The 17,369-nt window shown below is 57.2% G+C and carries 14 protein-coding genes; 7 read left to right on the forward strand and 7 right to left on the reverse strand.

Features of this window, described 5'->3' with window-relative positions; translation table 11 throughout:
* Nucleotides 1–567 precede the first annotated feature (567 nt).
* Nucleotides 568–2,952 carry a carbohydrate-binding domain-containing protein gene (locus WKI47_RS17490; RefSeq protein ID WP_340228451.1) on the reverse strand — a complete coding sequence of 795 codons (2,385 nt, stop codon included), beginning with the start codon at nt 2,950–2,952 and terminating at the stop codon, nt 568–570.
* Between the two features lie 281 nt (nt 2,953–3,233).
* On the opposite strand from WKI47_RS17490, the gene WKI47_RS17495 reads away from it, so the two are divergent.
* The 6 genes from WKI47_RS17495 to WKI47_RS17520 all read left to right on the forward strand — a co-directional run bounded on the left by WKI47_RS17495 (nt 3,234) and on the right by WKI47_RS17520 (nt 9,431).
* Nucleotides 3,234–4,070, forward strand: a complete 837-nt coding sequence (locus tag WKI47_RS17495; protein ID WP_340228452.1) for an AraC family transcriptional regulator — start codon at nt 3,234–3,236, stop codon at nt 4,068–4,070.
* A gap of 144 nt (nt 4,071–4,214) precedes the next feature.
* Nucleotides 4,215–4,409: a hypothetical protein gene (locus tag WKI47_RS17500; protein ID WP_340228453.1), complete on the forward strand. Its 195-nt coding sequence runs from the start codon at nt 4,215–4,217 to the stop codon at nt 4,407–4,409.
* Between the two features lie 234 nt (nt 4,410–4,643).
* Nucleotides 4,644–5,600, forward strand: coding sequence for a glycoside hydrolase family 43 protein (locus WKI47_RS17505; protein ID WP_340228454.1), 957 nt, complete (start codon nt 4,644–4,646; stop codon nt 5,598–5,600).
* Between the two features lie 148 nt (nt 5,601–5,748).
* Entirely contained in the window at nt 5,749–7,479 is a 1,731-nt protein-coding gene (locus WKI47_RS17510) for an extracellular solute-binding protein (RefSeq protein WP_425355479.1), read from the forward strand.
* A 30-nt stretch (nt 7,480–7,509) separates the two neighbouring features.
* Nucleotides 7,510–8,478, forward strand: a complete 969-nt coding sequence (locus WKI47_RS17515; RefSeq protein WP_425355476.1) for an ABC transporter permease — start codon at nt 7,510–7,512, stop codon at nt 8,476–8,478.
* A 50-nt stretch (nt 8,479–8,528) separates the two neighbouring features.
* The gene (locus WKI47_RS17520) at nt 8,529–9,431 is read left to right on the forward strand and encodes a carbohydrate ABC transporter permease (RefSeq protein WP_340228456.1); all 903 of its coding nucleotides are present in this window, start codon (nt 8,529–8,531) and stop codon (nt 9,429–9,431) included.
* 180 nt (nt 9,432–9,611) lie between these two features.
* Here the strand turns inward: WKI47_RS17520 and WKI47_RS17525 are convergent, their stop codons facing one another.
* Nucleotides 9,612–9,992 (reverse strand): nuclear transport factor 2 family protein, encoded by a 381-nt coding sequence (locus tag WKI47_RS17525; RefSeq protein ID WP_340228457.1) that lies wholly within the window; start codon nt 9,990–9,992, stop codon nt 9,612–9,614.
* Nucleotides 9,993–10,182: 190 nt separating this feature from the next.
* On the opposite strand from WKI47_RS17525, the gene WKI47_RS17530 reads away from it, so the two are divergent.
* Entirely contained in the window at nt 10,183–10,464 is a 282-nt protein-coding gene (locus tag WKI47_RS17530) for a metalloregulator ArsR/SmtB family transcription factor (RefSeq protein WP_340228458.1), read from the forward strand.
* A 79-nt stretch (nt 10,465–10,543) separates the two neighbouring features.
* Here WKI47_RS17530 and WKI47_RS17535 read toward each other — a convergent pair whose 3' ends face one another.
* From WKI47_RS17535 to WKI47_RS17555, 5 genes are all read right to left on the reverse strand, one after another.
* Nucleotides 10,544–11,059, reverse strand: coding sequence for a hypothetical protein (locus WKI47_RS17535; RefSeq protein WP_340228459.1), 516 nt, complete (start codon nt 11,057–11,059; stop codon nt 10,544–10,546).
* Nucleotides 11,060–11,258: 199 nt separating this feature from the next.
* Nucleotides 11,259–12,017 (reverse strand): response regulator transcription factor, encoded by a 759-nt coding sequence (locus WKI47_RS17540; RefSeq protein ID WP_340228460.1) that lies wholly within the window; start codon nt 12,015–12,017, stop codon nt 11,259–11,261.
* Entirely contained in the window at nt 12,010–13,236 is a 1,227-nt protein-coding gene (locus WKI47_RS17545) for a sensor histidine kinase (RefSeq protein ID WP_340228461.1), read from the reverse strand. The genes WKI47_RS17540 and WKI47_RS17545 overlap by 8 nt, the downstream gene beginning before the upstream one ends.
* 375 nt (nt 13,237–13,611) lie before the next feature.
* Nucleotides 13,612–14,130, reverse strand: coding sequence for a GNAT family N-acetyltransferase (locus WKI47_RS17550; RefSeq protein ID WP_340228462.1), 519 nt, complete (start codon nt 14,128–14,130; stop codon nt 13,612–13,614).
* A gap of 727 nt (nt 14,131–14,857) precedes the next feature.
* Nucleotides 14,858–17,263: a carbohydrate-binding domain-containing protein gene (locus tag WKI47_RS17555; RefSeq protein WP_340228463.1), complete on the reverse strand. Its 2,406-nt coding sequence runs from the start codon at nt 17,261–17,263 to the stop codon at nt 14,858–14,860.
* Nucleotides 17,264–17,369: the final 106 nt, after the last annotated feature.

The raw sequence follows: 17,369 nt of genomic DNA on the forward strand, positions 1-17,369 counted from the left end.
CTTGATTTCTTGGAAAAGGCTCTTTTCGCGCCGGCTCCGCTGTGAGCGAGATTCGAACGCTAGTTGAGCGAGACGAGAACAGTTGAAATAAGTGCTCAAATACACTTATTCCGTTCGATTTGCTTCCGATTTTTCAAATAAGTGCGGATATGCAATTATTCGAATAAAAAACGAGCAAAAGAGCAGGATACGGAAGAATTAAGTGCAGATTCGCATCTATTCTCTCCAAACGGAAAAATTCGGACAAATTAAGTGCAGATCCGCACTTATTTTCAAATTTCCGTTCCCGGCTTGTCCGGATTCGAACTGTTTGGACCGGGCTTGATTCCCATCTCCGCGATCCGTATAGGAAATTTGCCTGTCCGCGCATCGGACGGCGATATCCTCGACTACGGCATCGGGTAACGCTCAGCTTCAATATCAGCATCAACAAACAGCGAAAAGGAGCGCCTAAGCGCTCCTTTTCGCTGTTAGATTCCGAATTTTCGATCCCAGTTCCAATTTTTCGATCCCAGTTCCGACTTTTCGATCCTGATTCCGAATCTTTCGATCTTACCTGTTCTTAGCTTAGCGTCCGCCGCCGCCCATCATGCCGCCCGTGTTCGCGGTCGTGATGCCGGATTCGTTGACCCAGGTGGTGACGCTGCCCGAGATCGTGAAGGTGACGATGTCGCTGCCACCGGACGATACGGTGTAGGTGCCGCCGTCTTCCAGATCGGCCGAGCTGACCACCACGGTACGGAATTCTTTGGAAGGCGTGACCGTCGCGACGGTGTTGCCTTCGCTGTCTTTGATATCGACCTGCGTGCCCGCCGCTTGCGTATCGGTGAAGGTCATCGCGATCGACAGTTGCGAAGAACTGTCGCTCGGCGCTTGCGCCATGCCCGAGCTGCCGGCCGCGATCAGCGTGCCGCCCGTGATATCGAACGTGCCGTCGTAGTCGAGCGAACCGTTGCCGTCTCCGGTCGGACCGTATACCGTCACCGTGCCGCCGGTCATCGTGATCGAACCGTTGGCGTCGAGACCGTCGCCTTCGGCATTGACCGTCAGCGTGCCGCCGTTAATCGTCAACTGCGCGTTGCCTGCGCTCATGCCGCCCATTCCGCCGCCGCCGAAGCCGCCACCTTGTTGAGTATTCGCCGAGGTATCGGTCGTCGCGTCCTCGGACGTATCCGTCGAAGTCGCGCTTGCCGTCGTTACGGAAGCCGTCGAGTTTGCTGAAGCCGAAGCGGTCGTCACGGCTGTCGCGTCAGTTGTCGCCGCGCTTGCTGTCGTCGTGTCCGTGCCGGTCGAAGCCGTCGTATCGGTCGTCGTGGTCGTCGAAGCTTCCGAAGCGTTCACGCCGTCGTCGCTTGCCACGACGTTGATATCGCCGCCGTCGATCGTGATATTTTGCGCTTCCAGACCTTCGTAGCTGGCTTGGATATCGATCGTGCCCGACGTGATCGTCAGATCGGTCTCGCCGTGGATCGCGTCGTCGCCGGTCGAGATTTGCAGATCGCCGCCCGTTACTTCCGTCGCGCCGTTGCTGTGCAGGGCGTCGTCGGCCGAGTCGATCGTGAACGTGCCGCCGTTGACCGTCAACGTCACGCCCGCTTTGATGCCTTTCATGCTGTCGGATTCGGTCTCGGTCGTCGTGGAAGTTGTCGTATCCGTAGGCGTCGTACCGGAAACGGTGCCCGAATTATCGGTCGTGGTGCCGGTCGTACCTGTCGTGTCGGTCGAGTTGCCCGGCATCGCCGGAGGCGTTCCGCCTTCGGTCGGCTGCGCGCCGTCCGGAAGCGCCGGAGGACCGTCTGTCGTGCTTGTCGTGCCGGAAGCCGCTCCGCTGCTGTCGACGGTAGGCCCTTGTCCGGTGCCCGGATCTCCCGTTCCGCCGGGACCGCCGCTGCCGCCTTCAGGGCGTTGTCCGCCCATTCCGCCGCCGAAGCCGCCTCCAAAGCCTCCGCCCATTTCTTCGGTATGCTCCGGTCCGTTTTCGTGCCCGCCGCCGGTCACGATGTTGAATGTGCCGCCGTCCACGACCACGTCGGTTTCGCCTTGAATGCCGTCGTTGCCTGCCGTGATGTCGAACGTGCCGTCTTTGATGGCGACGAAGCCTTTTTCCGTATCTTCGTCATTGGTCGATTTGATGCCGTCGCCTTCCGAATTGATCGTGATCGTGCCGTTTTCGATATAGACGCGGTCTTTGCCGACCAGGCCGTCGTCCGCCGCTTTGACGTCGATCGTGCCGCTTACGATGTTCAGGTCATCTTTGCTCGCGATGCCGTCGTTATAGTTCGCGGTCACGGTCAGGCTGCCTGTTCCGTTGATGGTCAGATCGGCTTTGCTGAAGATCGCCGCGCTCGGTTCTTCATCCGTGTTCAGCGTGTAAGTCGCGCCGTCGGTAACCGTGTTGACCGTGCCTTCCGCCAGCGTCAGGATGACTTTTTCTGCCGCTTTGACGTAAATCGGAGCGCTGTCGCTGTCCGTCAGGTCCACGCCGTTCAAAATGATATGCACCGAATCGGTATCCGCCGTATCGACGATGATCTGTCCGTCGGTCAGCGATCCGCTGATAACGTAAGTGCCTGCCGCGGTGATCGTGACCGATCCATCCGCCGCTTCGGCGCCCGTGCCGTCAACGGTAGCGCTCGTGCCGGCCAACGTGATCGTCGTCGCGTCCGTGCCGGCTTCCGTCACGTAGTCTTCGTCGTCCAGCGTCACCAGGCTTGCGGCGGTCAGCCCGCTTAAGCTTGCGGACGCGGTAGTGACGGAAGTGGAAGAAGAAGTCGAAGTCGTTTGCGCCGATGTCGAAGCGGTCGTCGTCGTGGTGGCTGCCGCCGTCGAAGCGGTATCGGCTGCCGAGCTGCACGCGGAGAGCGTGAGCATCGCGCCGAGGAAAATCACGAGGCCGGTACGCTTTTTCGCCTGGAATCTTTTCGTCTTTTCGATCTTGGTTGTCTTTTTCATCTATAATCGTTCCCTTCTTGTCGAAAGTTTGGGGTGTTGCGGATAAGGTGTCTTGTGTTCTTGGCTTTATATTAGAGCGTGAAGCTTTAGCTAATCTTAAAGTTTTAACAAAGTTTCCGGACCTGCCGAAAAAGTTCGGAGCCGGATAAGACCGAGCCCCCGAAGCGCCGGAGAATCCATTGTACGCGGCGGGCTTGTTGGGTAAGATAACTTTAAAGAAAAGAAATAAATCTGAAGGTTAACGATAGGCGGAGCAATCCCAGGGGAAAGGTCGCGGAGAGATGGAAAACAAAGACTCGCAAGTGATGGTGAGTATCGAACGGTTCAAGCCGCACACGTTCAGTTTCGAGACGGGCGAAGGATTGTTCATGTCGCATTCGCACGGGTACGACGAACTGACGCTTATTCTCGAAGGGCAGGGCTATTACAGTTCGCCGGAGCAAAATATCAAAGTCAGCGCGGGAGATCTCGTGCTGATTCCGCCTGGACTGCATCACGGGTTCGTATGCACGGTGCCGTGGCAAGGGATTTCGGTGCATTTTTACCAGGATCGGTTGCCGGTGCATAGTCGGTATCCGCTGGGCGGGACCGAGCATGAGCCGGAACGGATTCGGCACGCGGGACTGGAAGGCGAAGAATTGCGGTGGGCGGAGATCAGCTTGTCGAGACTGGAACACGAATGGAAATCGGGACGCGAAAACGCGGACGCCCGGCATCTGATCCAGCTTGCGCTGGAGACGACGCTGTTGTTGTTCCAACGCAGCCATGACGCGCAGTCTCCTTACGGCTCCAGCGATTCCGGGGTCGTTCAGGAAGTGCTCAAAGAAATCCACGCCAGCTATTACACGGGCATCACGATCGGCGAGTTGGCTGCGAAGCACTTTTTGTCGGAAAGCAATTTGCGCAAAAAGTTCGCCGAAGCGATGGGCATATCCCCGAAGCAGTACATTATCAACCTGCGGCTGATGGAGGCCAAGCGGCTGCTGCAACAGACCGACAAAGCGATCGAAAGCATCTCGTCCGAAGTCGGCTTCACGTCTTCGAGCCGCTTTTACGAGTTTTTCGTCAAATCCGCCGGGATCACGCCGCTCGAATGGCGAACCCGGCAACAGGAGTAAGATCAGTAGTTTTGTCGAAGTCGGTTTTGATTATCTGCATTCTGGGTCAAGACGGGATGGACGAGCCTGAGATTTTCAATGCGGTGTCTTCATTCGAAAGGATCTCGTCCACCACGCCTCCCACTTTCATTTTAGGCGGGAGCCATGACCATATCGTCCCTGTTTCGATCGTCGAAGAATATTACGAACGGTTGCAAGCCGACGGGAATCGATACGGACTATATCCAACTTCCGTTTGCCGATCACGCCACAAATACGGTCTATCCGAACGGCGTCGGTTACGAAATGCTCGGCCAGCTTACTCTGCGTTGGTTCAACAAGTACGGAAGCGGGATTTAGAAAAAAAACCGGACGGCGCAAGCCGATAAAACCGCATACGAAATACGAAGGATTCGCCAGGGGCATACGCCTTGTTCCGAATCCTTTTTTTGCTGCACCAACCGCTTCCGACCGTCGTTTCCGCCAAAAACCCGTCCTTTTTCGGAATAAAAGTGAAGCGTTTTCATAATTGTTCCCTTCCGCGCGCTCCGAGATAATGAAACTATCCTCGATTCCGCAAAAGGAGAACCGATCATGACGAACCCCTTAACCTTTTCCAACCCGATCGCCGAACAGGCGGCCGATCCGTGGGCGTACCGGCATACCGACGGCTTTTACTACTTCATGTGTACCCGGGGCGACCGGCTCGAACTGCTGCGCTCCCCGCGCCTGACGACGATTGCCGACGGCGACAGCCGCACGGTATGGCGACCGGAACCCGGCGGCAGGCACAGTCACCATCTTTGGGCGCCGGAAATTCATTTCCTCGACGGTTGCTGGTACATCTACTACACAGCCAACGACGGCGGAGGCGACGAGACGCGGCAGGTGTGCGTGCTGGAAAACGTCGGCCCCGATCCGATGGAAGGCGAATGGAGATGGCGCGGCGCGCTGCCTACCCCTTCGCCCGGGCTCGACGGCTCCGTGCTGGAACTGGGCGGCAAACTGTTTTTCCTGTATGCGGGCTATGGCCGTTTTCCCGATTACGGCTCGGCCGTCTATATCATGCGCATGGACAACCCGTACACGCTACATAACGACGAACAGATCCTGCTGACCGCGCCGACACTGGATTGGGAAAAGCAAGGCGGCATGGCGATCAACGAAGGTCCCGTGATTCTCCGCCGCAACGGACGCATATTCCTGGTCTACTCCGCCAGCACCACCTGGTCGGAAGATTACTGTCTCGGCATGCTGACGATGGACGAGCATGACGATCCGATGTCGCCGGAGTCGTGGAGCAAATCGCCGCAACCCGTATTCCGCAAAAACGCCGCCGAACAAGTCTATGCCGTCGGCCATAACAGCTTCACCGTATCGCCCGACGGGCAAGAAGACTGGATCGTGTTCCACGCGCTGTCCGCTCCCGGCGAAGACACGGCGCGCCGCGCGACCCGTATCCAGAAGTTCGGCTGGCACGCGGACGGAACGCCGGATTTCGGTTCGCCGATCGGCAACGACCGCCCGCTGGATGTCCCTTCCGGCGAATAGACGCCAACCCCGGATTCGAGCGAACATCCAAAAATCCGTCCGTAAGACCAAAGATCCGTCTCTTGTAGCTGTTATATGTAAGCGTTACCATTTATGCAAACAGCTTATCTTTTCGTCCAAAATACAGATTAGGGGGCACGTCATGAACATGAAAACATTCGCGAAAAAGATCGGGTTGCTGGCCGCCGTTTCCGCGCTTGCCGTTTCTACCGCATGCAGCGGCGGAGGCAACGAAGCCGAAGAAGCCGCGAAATCGGATACCGAAGCGGCGGGCAAGCAGGAGCAGGTGGCGTTCACGGACATCAGCGGCGATATTCGGGGCAACGAAAAGCCGTCGGCCGAGCAGATCGCCGAAGTCAACGACACGCTCAACGATACGTATCTCGGCGATATTTTCGATCAGACCATTCCGAGTAACTATGCGGCCTATCCTGTTCCGGGCGATGTCACGCTCGACGTCTGGATGCCCGCCAACGCGGACGTTCCCGACATGAACACGCAGATCGTGCAGGATCAGGTCGAGAAGCTGACGGGCATCAAAGTCAACTTCATCACGCCGCCGGTCGGTCAGGAAGCGGACTCGTTCACCCTCATGATCTCGTCCGGCGAGCTGCCGGATATCATCATCGACCCGGGCCGTTATCCGGGCGGATTCGAAGCGGGCGTCAACGACGGCGCTTACCTCGATCTGACCGACCTGATGGAGAAAAACGCGCCGAACTACAACGAATGGCGCAACTCCGACGAGATGCGCCGCAAAACGACCGTGACCGACGATGGACGATTGCTCGGCTTTTACGGTATCGCGCCTTATTCCGAGTGGATGTGGTTCGGCATGCTCATCAAGCAGGAAGCGCTGGACAAGACCGGGCTTGAGGTGCCGACGACCGTCGACGAGTGGCACACGTTCCTGACCAAAGCCAAAGAAGTCGGCTACTCCGAACCGCTGAACTACGGCTCGACGTACGGGCAGATTTTCACCGGCATCCTGAACGGCGCGTACGGCGCCTGGGACTGGACGTTCCTCGATCCGGACGGCAAAGTCCAATGGGGCCCGGCGCAGCCGCAAGCCAAAGAATACCTGGCGACGATGCAGCAGTGGAACAAAGAAGGGTTGCTGAACCGCGACTGGGCGACGGCCGATTTCAATCAGCGCATGGCGACCGCCATCTCGGACAAAACGGCGGCCATGATGGATTCCCCGGATACGATGTGGAGCTATTGGAAGCAGCAAAACGGTTTCGACTTCGTGGGCGCGCCGAACCCGGTATTGAACGAAGGCGATCAGTCGCAGGCCAGCTACAAAAACTTTATGCGCGCCGGTTCCAGCGCCGCCGTGACCACGCAAGCCGAGAACGTCGAAGCCGCGATGGCGTTCCTCGATTTCAGCTATACGAAAAAAGGCTGGGAGCTGCTGAACTACGGCGAATACGGCACGGTGCATCTGATCGACGCCGAAGGCAAGCCTTACTATCCGGCCGACAGCTACATTTACAAAGACCCGGACGGCCAGCCGGTCGCGACGACGCTGCACAAATACCGCATGCACAACTGGCCGGATATCCGCGACGAGCATAATTCCAACCCGCTGATCGTGGCGGAAGGCAGCTACTCGGGCGATATTCGCCAGGCGTGGACCGAAGAAATGGACGCCAGCATGACCATGCCGCCGATCACGTTCACGCAGGCGGAAGCATCGCGCGAAGCGGAACTCGGCAACCAATTGGCGACGCTGCGCAGCGAATATTTCGCGAAGATCATCATGGGCGAAATGCCGGTGGACGCGTACGACAAATTCCTGGCCGAAGCGCAGAAGATGGGTCTCGACGAGTTCCTGAGCCTGCACCAGGCGGCACTCGACCGGTATAACCAACGCTAAGCCTGAACTTAAAAAGGAGGTGACCGACCGGTGCTAACGCTGCGCAAAAACAAAAAAGGCGATGTCCTCGCCGCGTCCGAACGCCCGAAAACGTCGCTATTGATCCGCAAAGACGTGCGCAAAAACTGGTTTCCCTATCTGCTGGCGATCCCCGTTCTGGCCTGGTTTATCGTATTCTGCTACGGACCGATGTGGGGCGTGCTGATCGCGTTCAAAGACTACAAACCGCTGCTCGGCTTCGAAGCCAGCCCGTGGGTCGGGTTCAAGCATTTCGTCGACTTTTTCCAGGGACCGTACTTCTGGCGCGTCGTCAAAAACACGCTGCTGCTGAATCTGTGGGGCATCGGCTTCGGCTTTACCGCCCCGATCATTTTGGCGCTGCTGCTGAACGAAATCCGAAGCAAGATGTTCAAACGCACCGTGCAAACGATCACCTATATGCCGCATTTTATCTCGCTTGTCGTCGTGGCCGGCATGATCCATATTTTCACCGCCGACGAAGGCATCATCACGCAGGTGCTGCAATGGATCACGGGCAACGAATACTCGTCCCTGCTCGGCTACTCGTCCATGTTCCGGCCGATCTACGTGTTCTCGGGCATCTGGCAAAGCATCGGTTGGGAAAGCATCATTTACCTCGCGGCGATGGGCTCGATCGACACCTCCCTGTACGAAGCGGCGGATATGGACGGCGCGAACCGGCTGCAAAAAATGTGGCATGTCACGCTTCCGCAAATCACGCCGACCATCGTCATCCTGTTCATTTTCGCGGTCGGTGGCCTGATGGCTTCCGGGTACGAAAAAATCATCTTGCTCTACAACCCGCTCACGTACGACACGGCCGACGTCATCGCGTCCTACGTGTACCGCCGCGGCCTGCGCGAAGCAAGCCTCAGCTACTCGACGGCGGTCGGATTGTTCAGCGCGGTCATCAATTTCGGACTGCTATGGATGACTAACAGCATCGCGCGGCGCAAATCCGAAGTGAGCCTGTGGTAACCGGCAGCCGGACGGCGACATCCCCGTGACCGAAAGGAGAGAATCCGCAAATGGTTCAATACAAATCATTAGGCAACCGGCTGTTCGACGGCTCGATCTACGCGCTGCTTACGGTACTGACGCTGGTCTGCCTGTACCCGATCGTGCATATCCTGTTCGCTTCGATGAGCAATCCCGGCGAACTCGTCGCGCACAAAGGCTTGCTGCTCGCGCCGCTCGGCTTCACCCTCGACGGCTACAAGCTGATCTTCCGCGACAACGCCCTGATCGTCGGCTACGCCAACACGCTGCTGTACGTCGGACTCGGCACGGCGATCAATATGGTCATGACAATCATGGGCGCGTACGTGCTGTCCCGGCGCGAGCTGTTTTTTAAAAAGTACATCATGATCGTCATCACCATCACGATGTTTTTCGGCGGCGGGCTGATTCCGTGGTTCCTGCTGATGAAAGACATCGGGCTGTACAACAATATCTGGGCGATGGTGCTGCCGGGCGCGATCAGCACCTGGAACATGATTATTCTGCGCACCGGCTTCCAGGCGCTGCCGCAGGAGTTGGAAGAAGCCGCGACGATCGACGGAGCGAGCCAGGCGCGCATTTTGCTGAGCGTCATCATCCCGTTGTCCAAAGCGACGCTGGCCGTCATCTTCCTCTATTATCTCGTCGGCAACTGGAACTCCTGGTTCAACGCGATGGTGCTGCTGCAAGACCGGGCCAAGTTCCCGCTTCAGCTTCTGTTAAAAGAAATCCTTGTCGCCAACGACACCAGCGCGGCCACAATGGGCAGCGCGGGCGGCGTGGTGATCGACAGCGCAGGCAGCGCTACCGCGTACCGCGAACTGGTCAAATACTGCACCATCGTCGTCTCCACCCTCCCGATCCTGATCGTGTATCCGTTTTTGCAGAAGTATTTTGTGAAAGGGGTCTACGTGGGTTCGATCAAAGGCTAGTTTTTATTCGCGGCCTGTAAAAGGTTGCACGCGAAAACCGTCGGCCTCCCCCACCCTCCGGCGGATTGCGAATTTCAAAAAAAGCTGTCTCCTACACCGAATCGCGGTGCGGAGACAGCTTTTTTTATTGATGCAGCGGATAAAGCTTGGATATGCCGCACAATATTCGGACCCTCCGATTTACGCCGTATATTTCCCGAACGCGTCTTTGTCCGTCGGCACGTTTTCCAAATATACGATCTTGCCGTCGGCGTTCAAACGAGCAATATCGACGCCTGTTTTCGCATAGACCGCACCTTCCGATGTCTGGCCGCAGACCGCCCAGCTCGTATGGTAGCTGCCGTCCGCTTGAAGCGCCCATCCGTCCCACATATGCTTCACGTCGCGGTTATGCGAATAGAAAGCTTTCACGAAATCTTCGAATCCCGTGCGGCTATGCCCGTTCAGCACGATCTCCGCGTCTTCCGTAAACAGCGACAACAGATCGTTCATCGCCGATTCGTCCGTACGCGCCGCGTCGAACAAACGAAAATACGTATTCAATACCGTCAAAGTTTCCATGGTTGGTCCTCCCGAACCGATGCTCAAGCATCGCTTTTAATGTTTGATTTTTTTCGAACTGTAGGGGAATATACCATACTTTTCGAAGAGTGCGCAATCTTTAGTTCGATTTTTTTCGAAATTTGTATTCCGCCCCCGATTGTGCTACCCTACAACCATGAAAACTCTAACTCTCCCTTCGGTTTCCGAAATGAACCTGACCGCCGTCTGCGCCGCGCTCGGCGATCCGATCCGCATGAAGATCGTTCAATGTTTGGCCCGCTCCGGCGAGAAAAATTGCTCCGGCTTCGAAGTCGAACATATTTCCAAATCGACGTTGTCGCACCATATCAAGATTTTGCGCGAGTCCGGTTTGATCCAACCCCGTTTTCAAGGCAAAGAACATTTCTACTCGCTGCGAAAAGAAGAGTTGGACCGGCGGTTTCCCGGGCTGACGGAGATGCTGTTGAACGAGCCCGCGTCGGCGGAATAAGCTTTTTTCGCAAAAAAAACAGGCCGGCTAACGGATCAAGTTCCGTTGGCCGGCCTTTGTTCGGTTGAAGTCTTGTTCATTAAGCGCTCAATCCTTGTACCGCTTCCGAACGCGTGCGTTTGACCCGAATCAGCAGGCCGACGATGCGCACGATCAGCATCGAAGCGGCCATGAAGATGAATGCGGGACCGATGATATACAGGTTGAAATCATGCTGTTGCGAATAATGGTATGCCGTCTCGCCGTGGCTCGTGACCCATTGCACCAGGCCGAGACGCAGGATGAACATGATCGACAGGACGCCGATGCTGGCGATGCCGTTCGTGACGTACGTTTTGCCGCTTGCGCCGTCGTATTCGATATGGGACATAGTGAGCAGCAGCGCGCCGATCAGGGCACCGAACGCGGCGGACGCCGCGAGCAACCAGCCGTTATTGCCGCCGCTCGGGATGTCTTTGAGATACGTTGCGCCGAAGTAGCCAATCACGAGAATCGGCAGGATCAGACGAACCGGGTTGAACGCTTTGCGTCCGTACGTGGTCCAAGTCAGAAGAGCGAAGATGGCGAGCGTCGAAATCCAGGTTGCAGCGGTCATGGGTGTTGCCTCCTTGTTGTTGTTTTTGGGATGTCTTAAGCTTATCCCGATCAAGGAGACGCCGCGTCCACCGAGGGATCGGTCTTGCCGCAAGATTTTATCCACCTGTGGATGGACGCGCGGACGCGAAAAATCGGTTATCCCCAGGCAAAAAGAAGCCAACGGCGATCTTTTCGCCGTCGGCTTTGTGGATAATCCGTTACTGCACGATCCCGTTGCGTATCGCGTACACGACCGCTTGCGTCCGATCCTGCACGTCGAACTTTTGCAAGATGCGATGCACATGCGTCTTCACCGTGCTTTCGCTGACGAACAGCTTGGCCGCGATCTCTTCGTTGCGCAGACCGTACGCCATCTGCTGAAGCACTTCCAGTTCTCTCGCGGTAAAAGGTTGCAGCAGCTCGGACAGCGCTCCGCTCCGGCGTTCTCCGGCCGCGGCCGTTTTCGCGTCGGCTGCGTCGGCAGCTCCGCCCGTATCCGCGGCTTGCTCCGCTTGCCGCTGCAAAGCCTGGCCGATCAGCTTGCCGGCCAGCGCGGTACGGAAAATGACTTCGCCGCGCAAAGCGGCGCGGATCGCCGTCAATAACTCCTCCGGCTCCGTATCTTTGAGCAAATAACCGATCGCCCCCGCCCGAATCCCTTCCAGCACGTATTCTTCCGTATCGAACGTGGTCAAAATGACGATTTTGCACGCCGGGAACTGGTCCAAAATACGCCGCGTCGCTTCGATCCCGTTGAACTCCGGCATTTGCACGTCCATCAAAATAAGCTGCGGACGCTTGTCCAGCGCCGCGTCCACCGCTTCCGGCCCGCTTCCCGCTTCGCCCGCCACTTCCAGATCCGGCTGCGCGCCGATGATATATTTCATTCCCTGCCGCACCAGCGGCTGATCGTCCACGAGCAGGATCTTGGCGATCCCGCCGCTATAGACTTCGTTCGTCGATTCCGTGTTACCCATGCTGTTCATCTCCTTCGATTGGCCCGTTCGGCAACGCGATCCGGATCGCGATACCGTGCGGCTCAAGCGCCGCGATCACGCATTGCCCGCCGACGGCAACGCAGCGCTTGCGGATACCGCCCAATCCGAACCCTTCTTGCAGCGGCGCTCCCGCCGTCAGAATGCCGTCGTCGCGATAATCCAGCACGATCTCCCGCTCCGTCTGAGCGATAGCGATCTGTACTTGCTGCGCCCGCGCATGACGGATCGTGTTGGTCAACGCTTCCTGCAAGCAACGGTACAACGTCGCCGCTATTTGCGGCGGCCATTCTTGCTGTTCGTTCGTCTCGGCGTCTTGCGCGGTCAATACGATGTTCGGCGCGCCCGGCACGGACGCAGTCTGCTGCACCAGACTGCGCAGCGACACCAGGCCCGCCCCGCTTTCGTCCGTGCCCATCTCATGCACGACGACTCGCACTTCCTGCATGCACGAACGCGCCACTTCCAGCACCGTGCGCACGATCCGTTCGGATTCCGCCGGGTCGCTTTTCAACACATACGGCAAAGCTTGAAGCTGCACGATCACCGACGTCAGCCGATGCCCGATGCTGTCGTGAATATCCCGCGCGATCCGGCTGCGTTCTTCCAACACGGCATACCGAAGCGATTGGACGGTAGCCTGCTCCAGTTCTTCGTGCGCCTGTTGAAGTTTCGCGTGCGTATCCGCCAACTCCGCATGGATCACTTTCAGTTCTTCGGCGTGCCGCTGCTGTTCGCGCTGCTTCGATCGGCTGATGCGGATCATGCGCAGCAGCGAGTACAGCCCGACGTAGATAAACAGATCTTGTCTCAGCAGACTTTGCCAAGAAGCTCCTTCGTACACGATTTGCAGCATAAAAGTAACGGCCACGATCCCGATCGCCAGAACGGCGGACGCCGGTTCGACCAGCAGCAAAGCGGTATAGCTGACCAGAAATCCTTGCAGGATCAACAGCAGCGAGGTGTCATGGCCGAACATCAGCCAGTAGGCGACCGATGCCGCATACAATCCGCCGAACAGCCAAAATCTTGCATGCGCGCTTTTCAAACGCGGAGACACCGCCAACCCGGCGATAATCAGCAGAAACAACATCGCCGACGCCCAGCGCGCCGAAGCGGAATCCGGCAACAACCGCGCGAACAAATACAGCAGCACCATGCTGGAGATGATCTGGCCCCGGCGAAGCGGCAATGAAGTCATAAGGGAGACCGCCTTTCAGCTTTTCTTTCGATTTTAGCACACAGTTGGAGAGGCGGGAGCGGGATCGTTTCGAGGTTCGGGAGCAAGAGCGTTTCGCGGAGAGGGAGCAAGAGCGTTTCGACCTTCGCTTCGTTGTCCTTTCCCTTTTCGATCGAGTAAAAGATGTAGAGGTGAGGGGAAAGGGCAAAGGCGCTCCGGTTCGAAACGCTCTCGCTCCCTGTGGAGGGTTAGTGGGGAGAGGAAAAGATTAAAAGCGAAAGGCAAATATTAAAGGCGAAGTGAAAGGGCAAAGATCAAAGGGAGAAGATCAAGGACGATTAGGGGCAAAAGATTAAGAGATCGACCTTAAGGAGCAAAGACCAGGGCATCAAGGGGTTAGGTTAGAGATTTCGTCATGATCCAGTCGGTTTGTTTCTCGTCGCCCATCCAGAAAGCATGTTTGTCGGTCAGGACGAAGCCGCGTTGTTGGTAGAACCGGATAGCGGGTTCGTTTTTTTCCCAGACGCCCAGCCAGACTTTGGTTTTGCGTTGTTGCTTGGCGAGGGAGAAAGCATGGTTCATTAGGATTTGGCCCAGACCCTTGCGCTTGAAAGGCGTACGGATATAGATGCGTTCGACTTCCAGGGTGTCGTCGCCCATCGGTTCGGATTGGGCGGTGCCGACGTTTATTTTGAGGAATCCGGCTAGTTGTTCGTCATGCTGGATAAAGAAAAAATCAGATTCGGCGGTGTTGAGTTCTTGTTCCAGCTTTTGTTCGGCGAAAGCTTTTTCGAGATAGGCGCGCATGTTTTCCGGTTTGTTTTGGGCTGCGAACGTGTCGTTGAACGTCTCGATGCCGACTTCTCGCAAAACGTTCAGGTCTTGTGCGTGACATTTACGGATTGTGGTTGTCATTTTTCTTTCCTTTCTGGGGACGGAGATAGGAAGCGAGAGCGTTTCGACCTTCGCTTCGTTTTCCTTTCCCTTTTCGATCGAGTAAAAGATGTAGAGGTGAGGGAAAAGGGCAAAGGCGCTCCGGTTCGAAACGCTCTCGCTCCCTGTGGAGGGTTAGGGTACAAAAATAAGTTTTCGATATTCAGAAATATAGTTTATTTTTATTGCATTTGCAATAAAAATAAAAAACTCGCTTTGTGAAATGAATTCTGCCAGGTGGTTTTGAAGTATACGGGGCTGCGGCTTATAAAAACGGATCATTCTTGCTACGTTGTCAAAAAAGCAATGTAAAGGTTCTCTGTTCACCCGTTGCGGGACTTACGTTGACAATTGAGCGATGTAGAGACAGCCTTTCGTTCGAATAAAGGTACAATTGCCTTGCAGATTGCCTTTTCGTCAATGTAGGACGAGAAACAAACAGATTCCCTTGCTTACGTTGTATATTCGGCAACGTAGCTCGAATTGCGCGGCTTACATTTGCCTCGATTCCGCTTACGCGGGTGTCGGAAGCGAGACTTGCGCAAAAAAAGCACGCCATTTCTCGTTTTGCGAGAAAAAGCGTGCTTTTGTCGGATATTATCTTTTGACCCGATCACCGCCGGACGCGTGCCGTCCATGCAGAAGCTCGAATCCGACCGAGCTGCGAATCCGTTCAGCCTATCCGGCTATACTTAAACACATTCCCGGATTATTCCGTCGCGGTCGTCGTGCCGGTCGTGCTCGACGACGCGGTGCCCGACGTCGTGCCGCGGGTTCCGCGCGTCGTGCCCGTGCCGTCGCCGCCCATGCCGCCGCCGAAACCACCCATGCCGCTCGGCGCGGTCGTAACGCCTGTCGAGTCGATCCAGGTCGTCGCTTCGCTGCTAGAGAATTCGAACGTCGTGTACGTCGTGCCGCCGCTGTACGTGCCGCCTGTGTACAGCCCGTCGAACTCGGTGCCCGTCGATGTGCCGCCGGTCGAGACAGTGTACGTTTCGCCCGCTTTGAGCAGCGAGGAGCTGACTACGACGGAGCTGAACGATTTCGCCGGAGCAAATGTCAGGACATTGTTGCCTGCGGAATCTTCGACGTGAACCAGCGTTCCGGCGCTTTGCGACGTAGCGAACGTGATGCCCAGCGAACGTTGGCTCGACGTCGTGGACGGCGCTTGCGCCATGCCGGAGCTGCCGGCCGCGATCAGGGTACCGCCGCTGATTTCGAACGTGCCGTCGTAGTCGAGCGGTCCGTTGCCGTTATCGGTCGGCCCGTTGACGATGACCGTGCCGCCGCTCATGTCGACGGAGCCGTTGGAGTCCAGGCCGTCGCCTGCCGCGTTGACCGTCAGCGTGCCGCCGCTGATGTTCAGTTCGGCGTTGCTGGCCGCCATCATGCCGCCGCCCATACCGCCCGGCATTTGCGAAGCGGAAGACGTCGCGTCGGTCGACGTCGCGCTATCCGTGCTTGTCGACGTTGCGGAAGTCGACGAAGCGCTGGCGGCCGGAGCCGTCGTTTGCGTGCCGGTCGTCGCTGTCGCGTCGGTTGTCGCAAGCGTCGGATCGTCGCCCGCCGCGTTCACGCCGTCGTCGGAAGCGGTGACGTCGATATCGCCGCCTTTGATATTGATGATAAAGCCTTCCAGCGATTCATAGCTGTTCGTGACTTCGATCTTGCCGCCGGAGATTTCCAGAACGGCGTCGGCGTGGAAGCCGTCGTCGCCGGTCGCGATATCGAACGTGCCGCCCGCGATATTCACGTTGCCGTTGCTGTGCACCGCGTCGTCCGCCGCGTCAATGTTGAACGTGCCTTTGTTGATGACCAGTTCCGTGCCCGCTTTGAGAGCTTTCATGCTCTCGGACGTCGTTTCTTCGGTCGTCGCGTCGTCGCTCGCCGCGGCTGTGCCGGAAGCGTCAGTCGTCGTAGTCGTGCTTGTCGTCGGAGCCGTAGGCGGCGTCATGGCCGTACCGTCGGCGTTGGTCGGAGGCGTCATCGCTGTGCCGTCCGCATTAGTCGGCATCTCGCCCGGCGTCCAGCCTTCCGGCATTTGTCCGCCGAAGTCTCCGCCGCCCATGCCGCCGGGTCCTTCTTCGGTATGTTCCGGCCCGTTTTCGTAACCGCCGCCGGTCACGATATTGAACGTGCCGCCGTCCACGACGAGCGATGTCTCGGCTTGGATGCCGTCGTTGGCCGCCGTGATGTTGAACGTGCCGTTCGAGATCGCGACGAAGCCTTTTGCCGTATCGCTGTCGTTGTTGGACTTGATGCCGTCGCCGCCCGCCGTCAGTTTGTACGTGCCGTTTTCGATCACGACGCGGTCTTTGCCGACGATCGCGTCGTCCGCGGCTTTGACCGTGATTTTGCCGTTGACGATATTGAGGTTGTCTTTGCTGTGGATGCCGTCTTTATAGTTGCCGGTCACGTTCAAAGCGCCCGTGCCGTTGATCGTCAGGTTGGCTTTGCTGAAAATGGCCGCATCCGGCTCGTCTTCGCCTTCGGCGAACGTGTAATCCGAAGCGTCGGTGAAGGTATTGGTCGTGCCTGCGGACAGCGTGACGATCACTTTATCCGCCGATTTCACGTAAAACGGAGACGTCGAGTCGTTCGATACCGTCACGCCGCGCAGCACGATATGCACGTCGTCCGTATCGGCCGCGTCGACCACGATCTGCCCGTCCGTCAATTTGCCGCTGATGACGTACGTTCCGGCCTCGGAGATTGTTACCGTGCTGCCTGACGCTTTGGCGCCCGAACCGCTGACCGTCGCTTTGGTGCTGTTCAGCTTGATCGTCGTGTACTCCGTTTTGCTCCACGATACGTTGTAATCTTTCGTTTTCAAGGTCACGAGATCGGACACTTTCAGGTTCGAGACTTTCAGATCCGAAGCGGTGGACGTCGTGCCTGTCGAAGACGTCGAAGCAGCGGTCGAAGCCGAAGTCGTCGTGTTGCTGTCGGTGGCGTTGATGAGGTAGCCGCTGGACGAATTCCAGGTCAGACCGGCCGCCGCCGCAGGAACGACGCTTGCCGAAGTCAGCAGAAGCGCGCCGAGCAGACCGGCTGCCGCCATTTTTTTGTCGGCTTTGAATTTTTTCGTTTTCGCGATCTTGGTTGCTTTTTTCATGAGAGTTCTCTTCCCTTCTATGGTTGAAAATGATGGATGACGCGGTATCGCGACTTCGGCCCGGACGCCTGGAGAGCGCCGAGCCGGAGCGTAACGTTGGGTTGAC

Source organism: Saccharibacillus sacchari, from assembly GCF_037722395.1.
Taxonomy (GTDB): Bacteria; Bacillota; Bacilli; order Paenibacillales; family Paenibacillaceae; genus Saccharibacillus; species Saccharibacillus sacchari_A.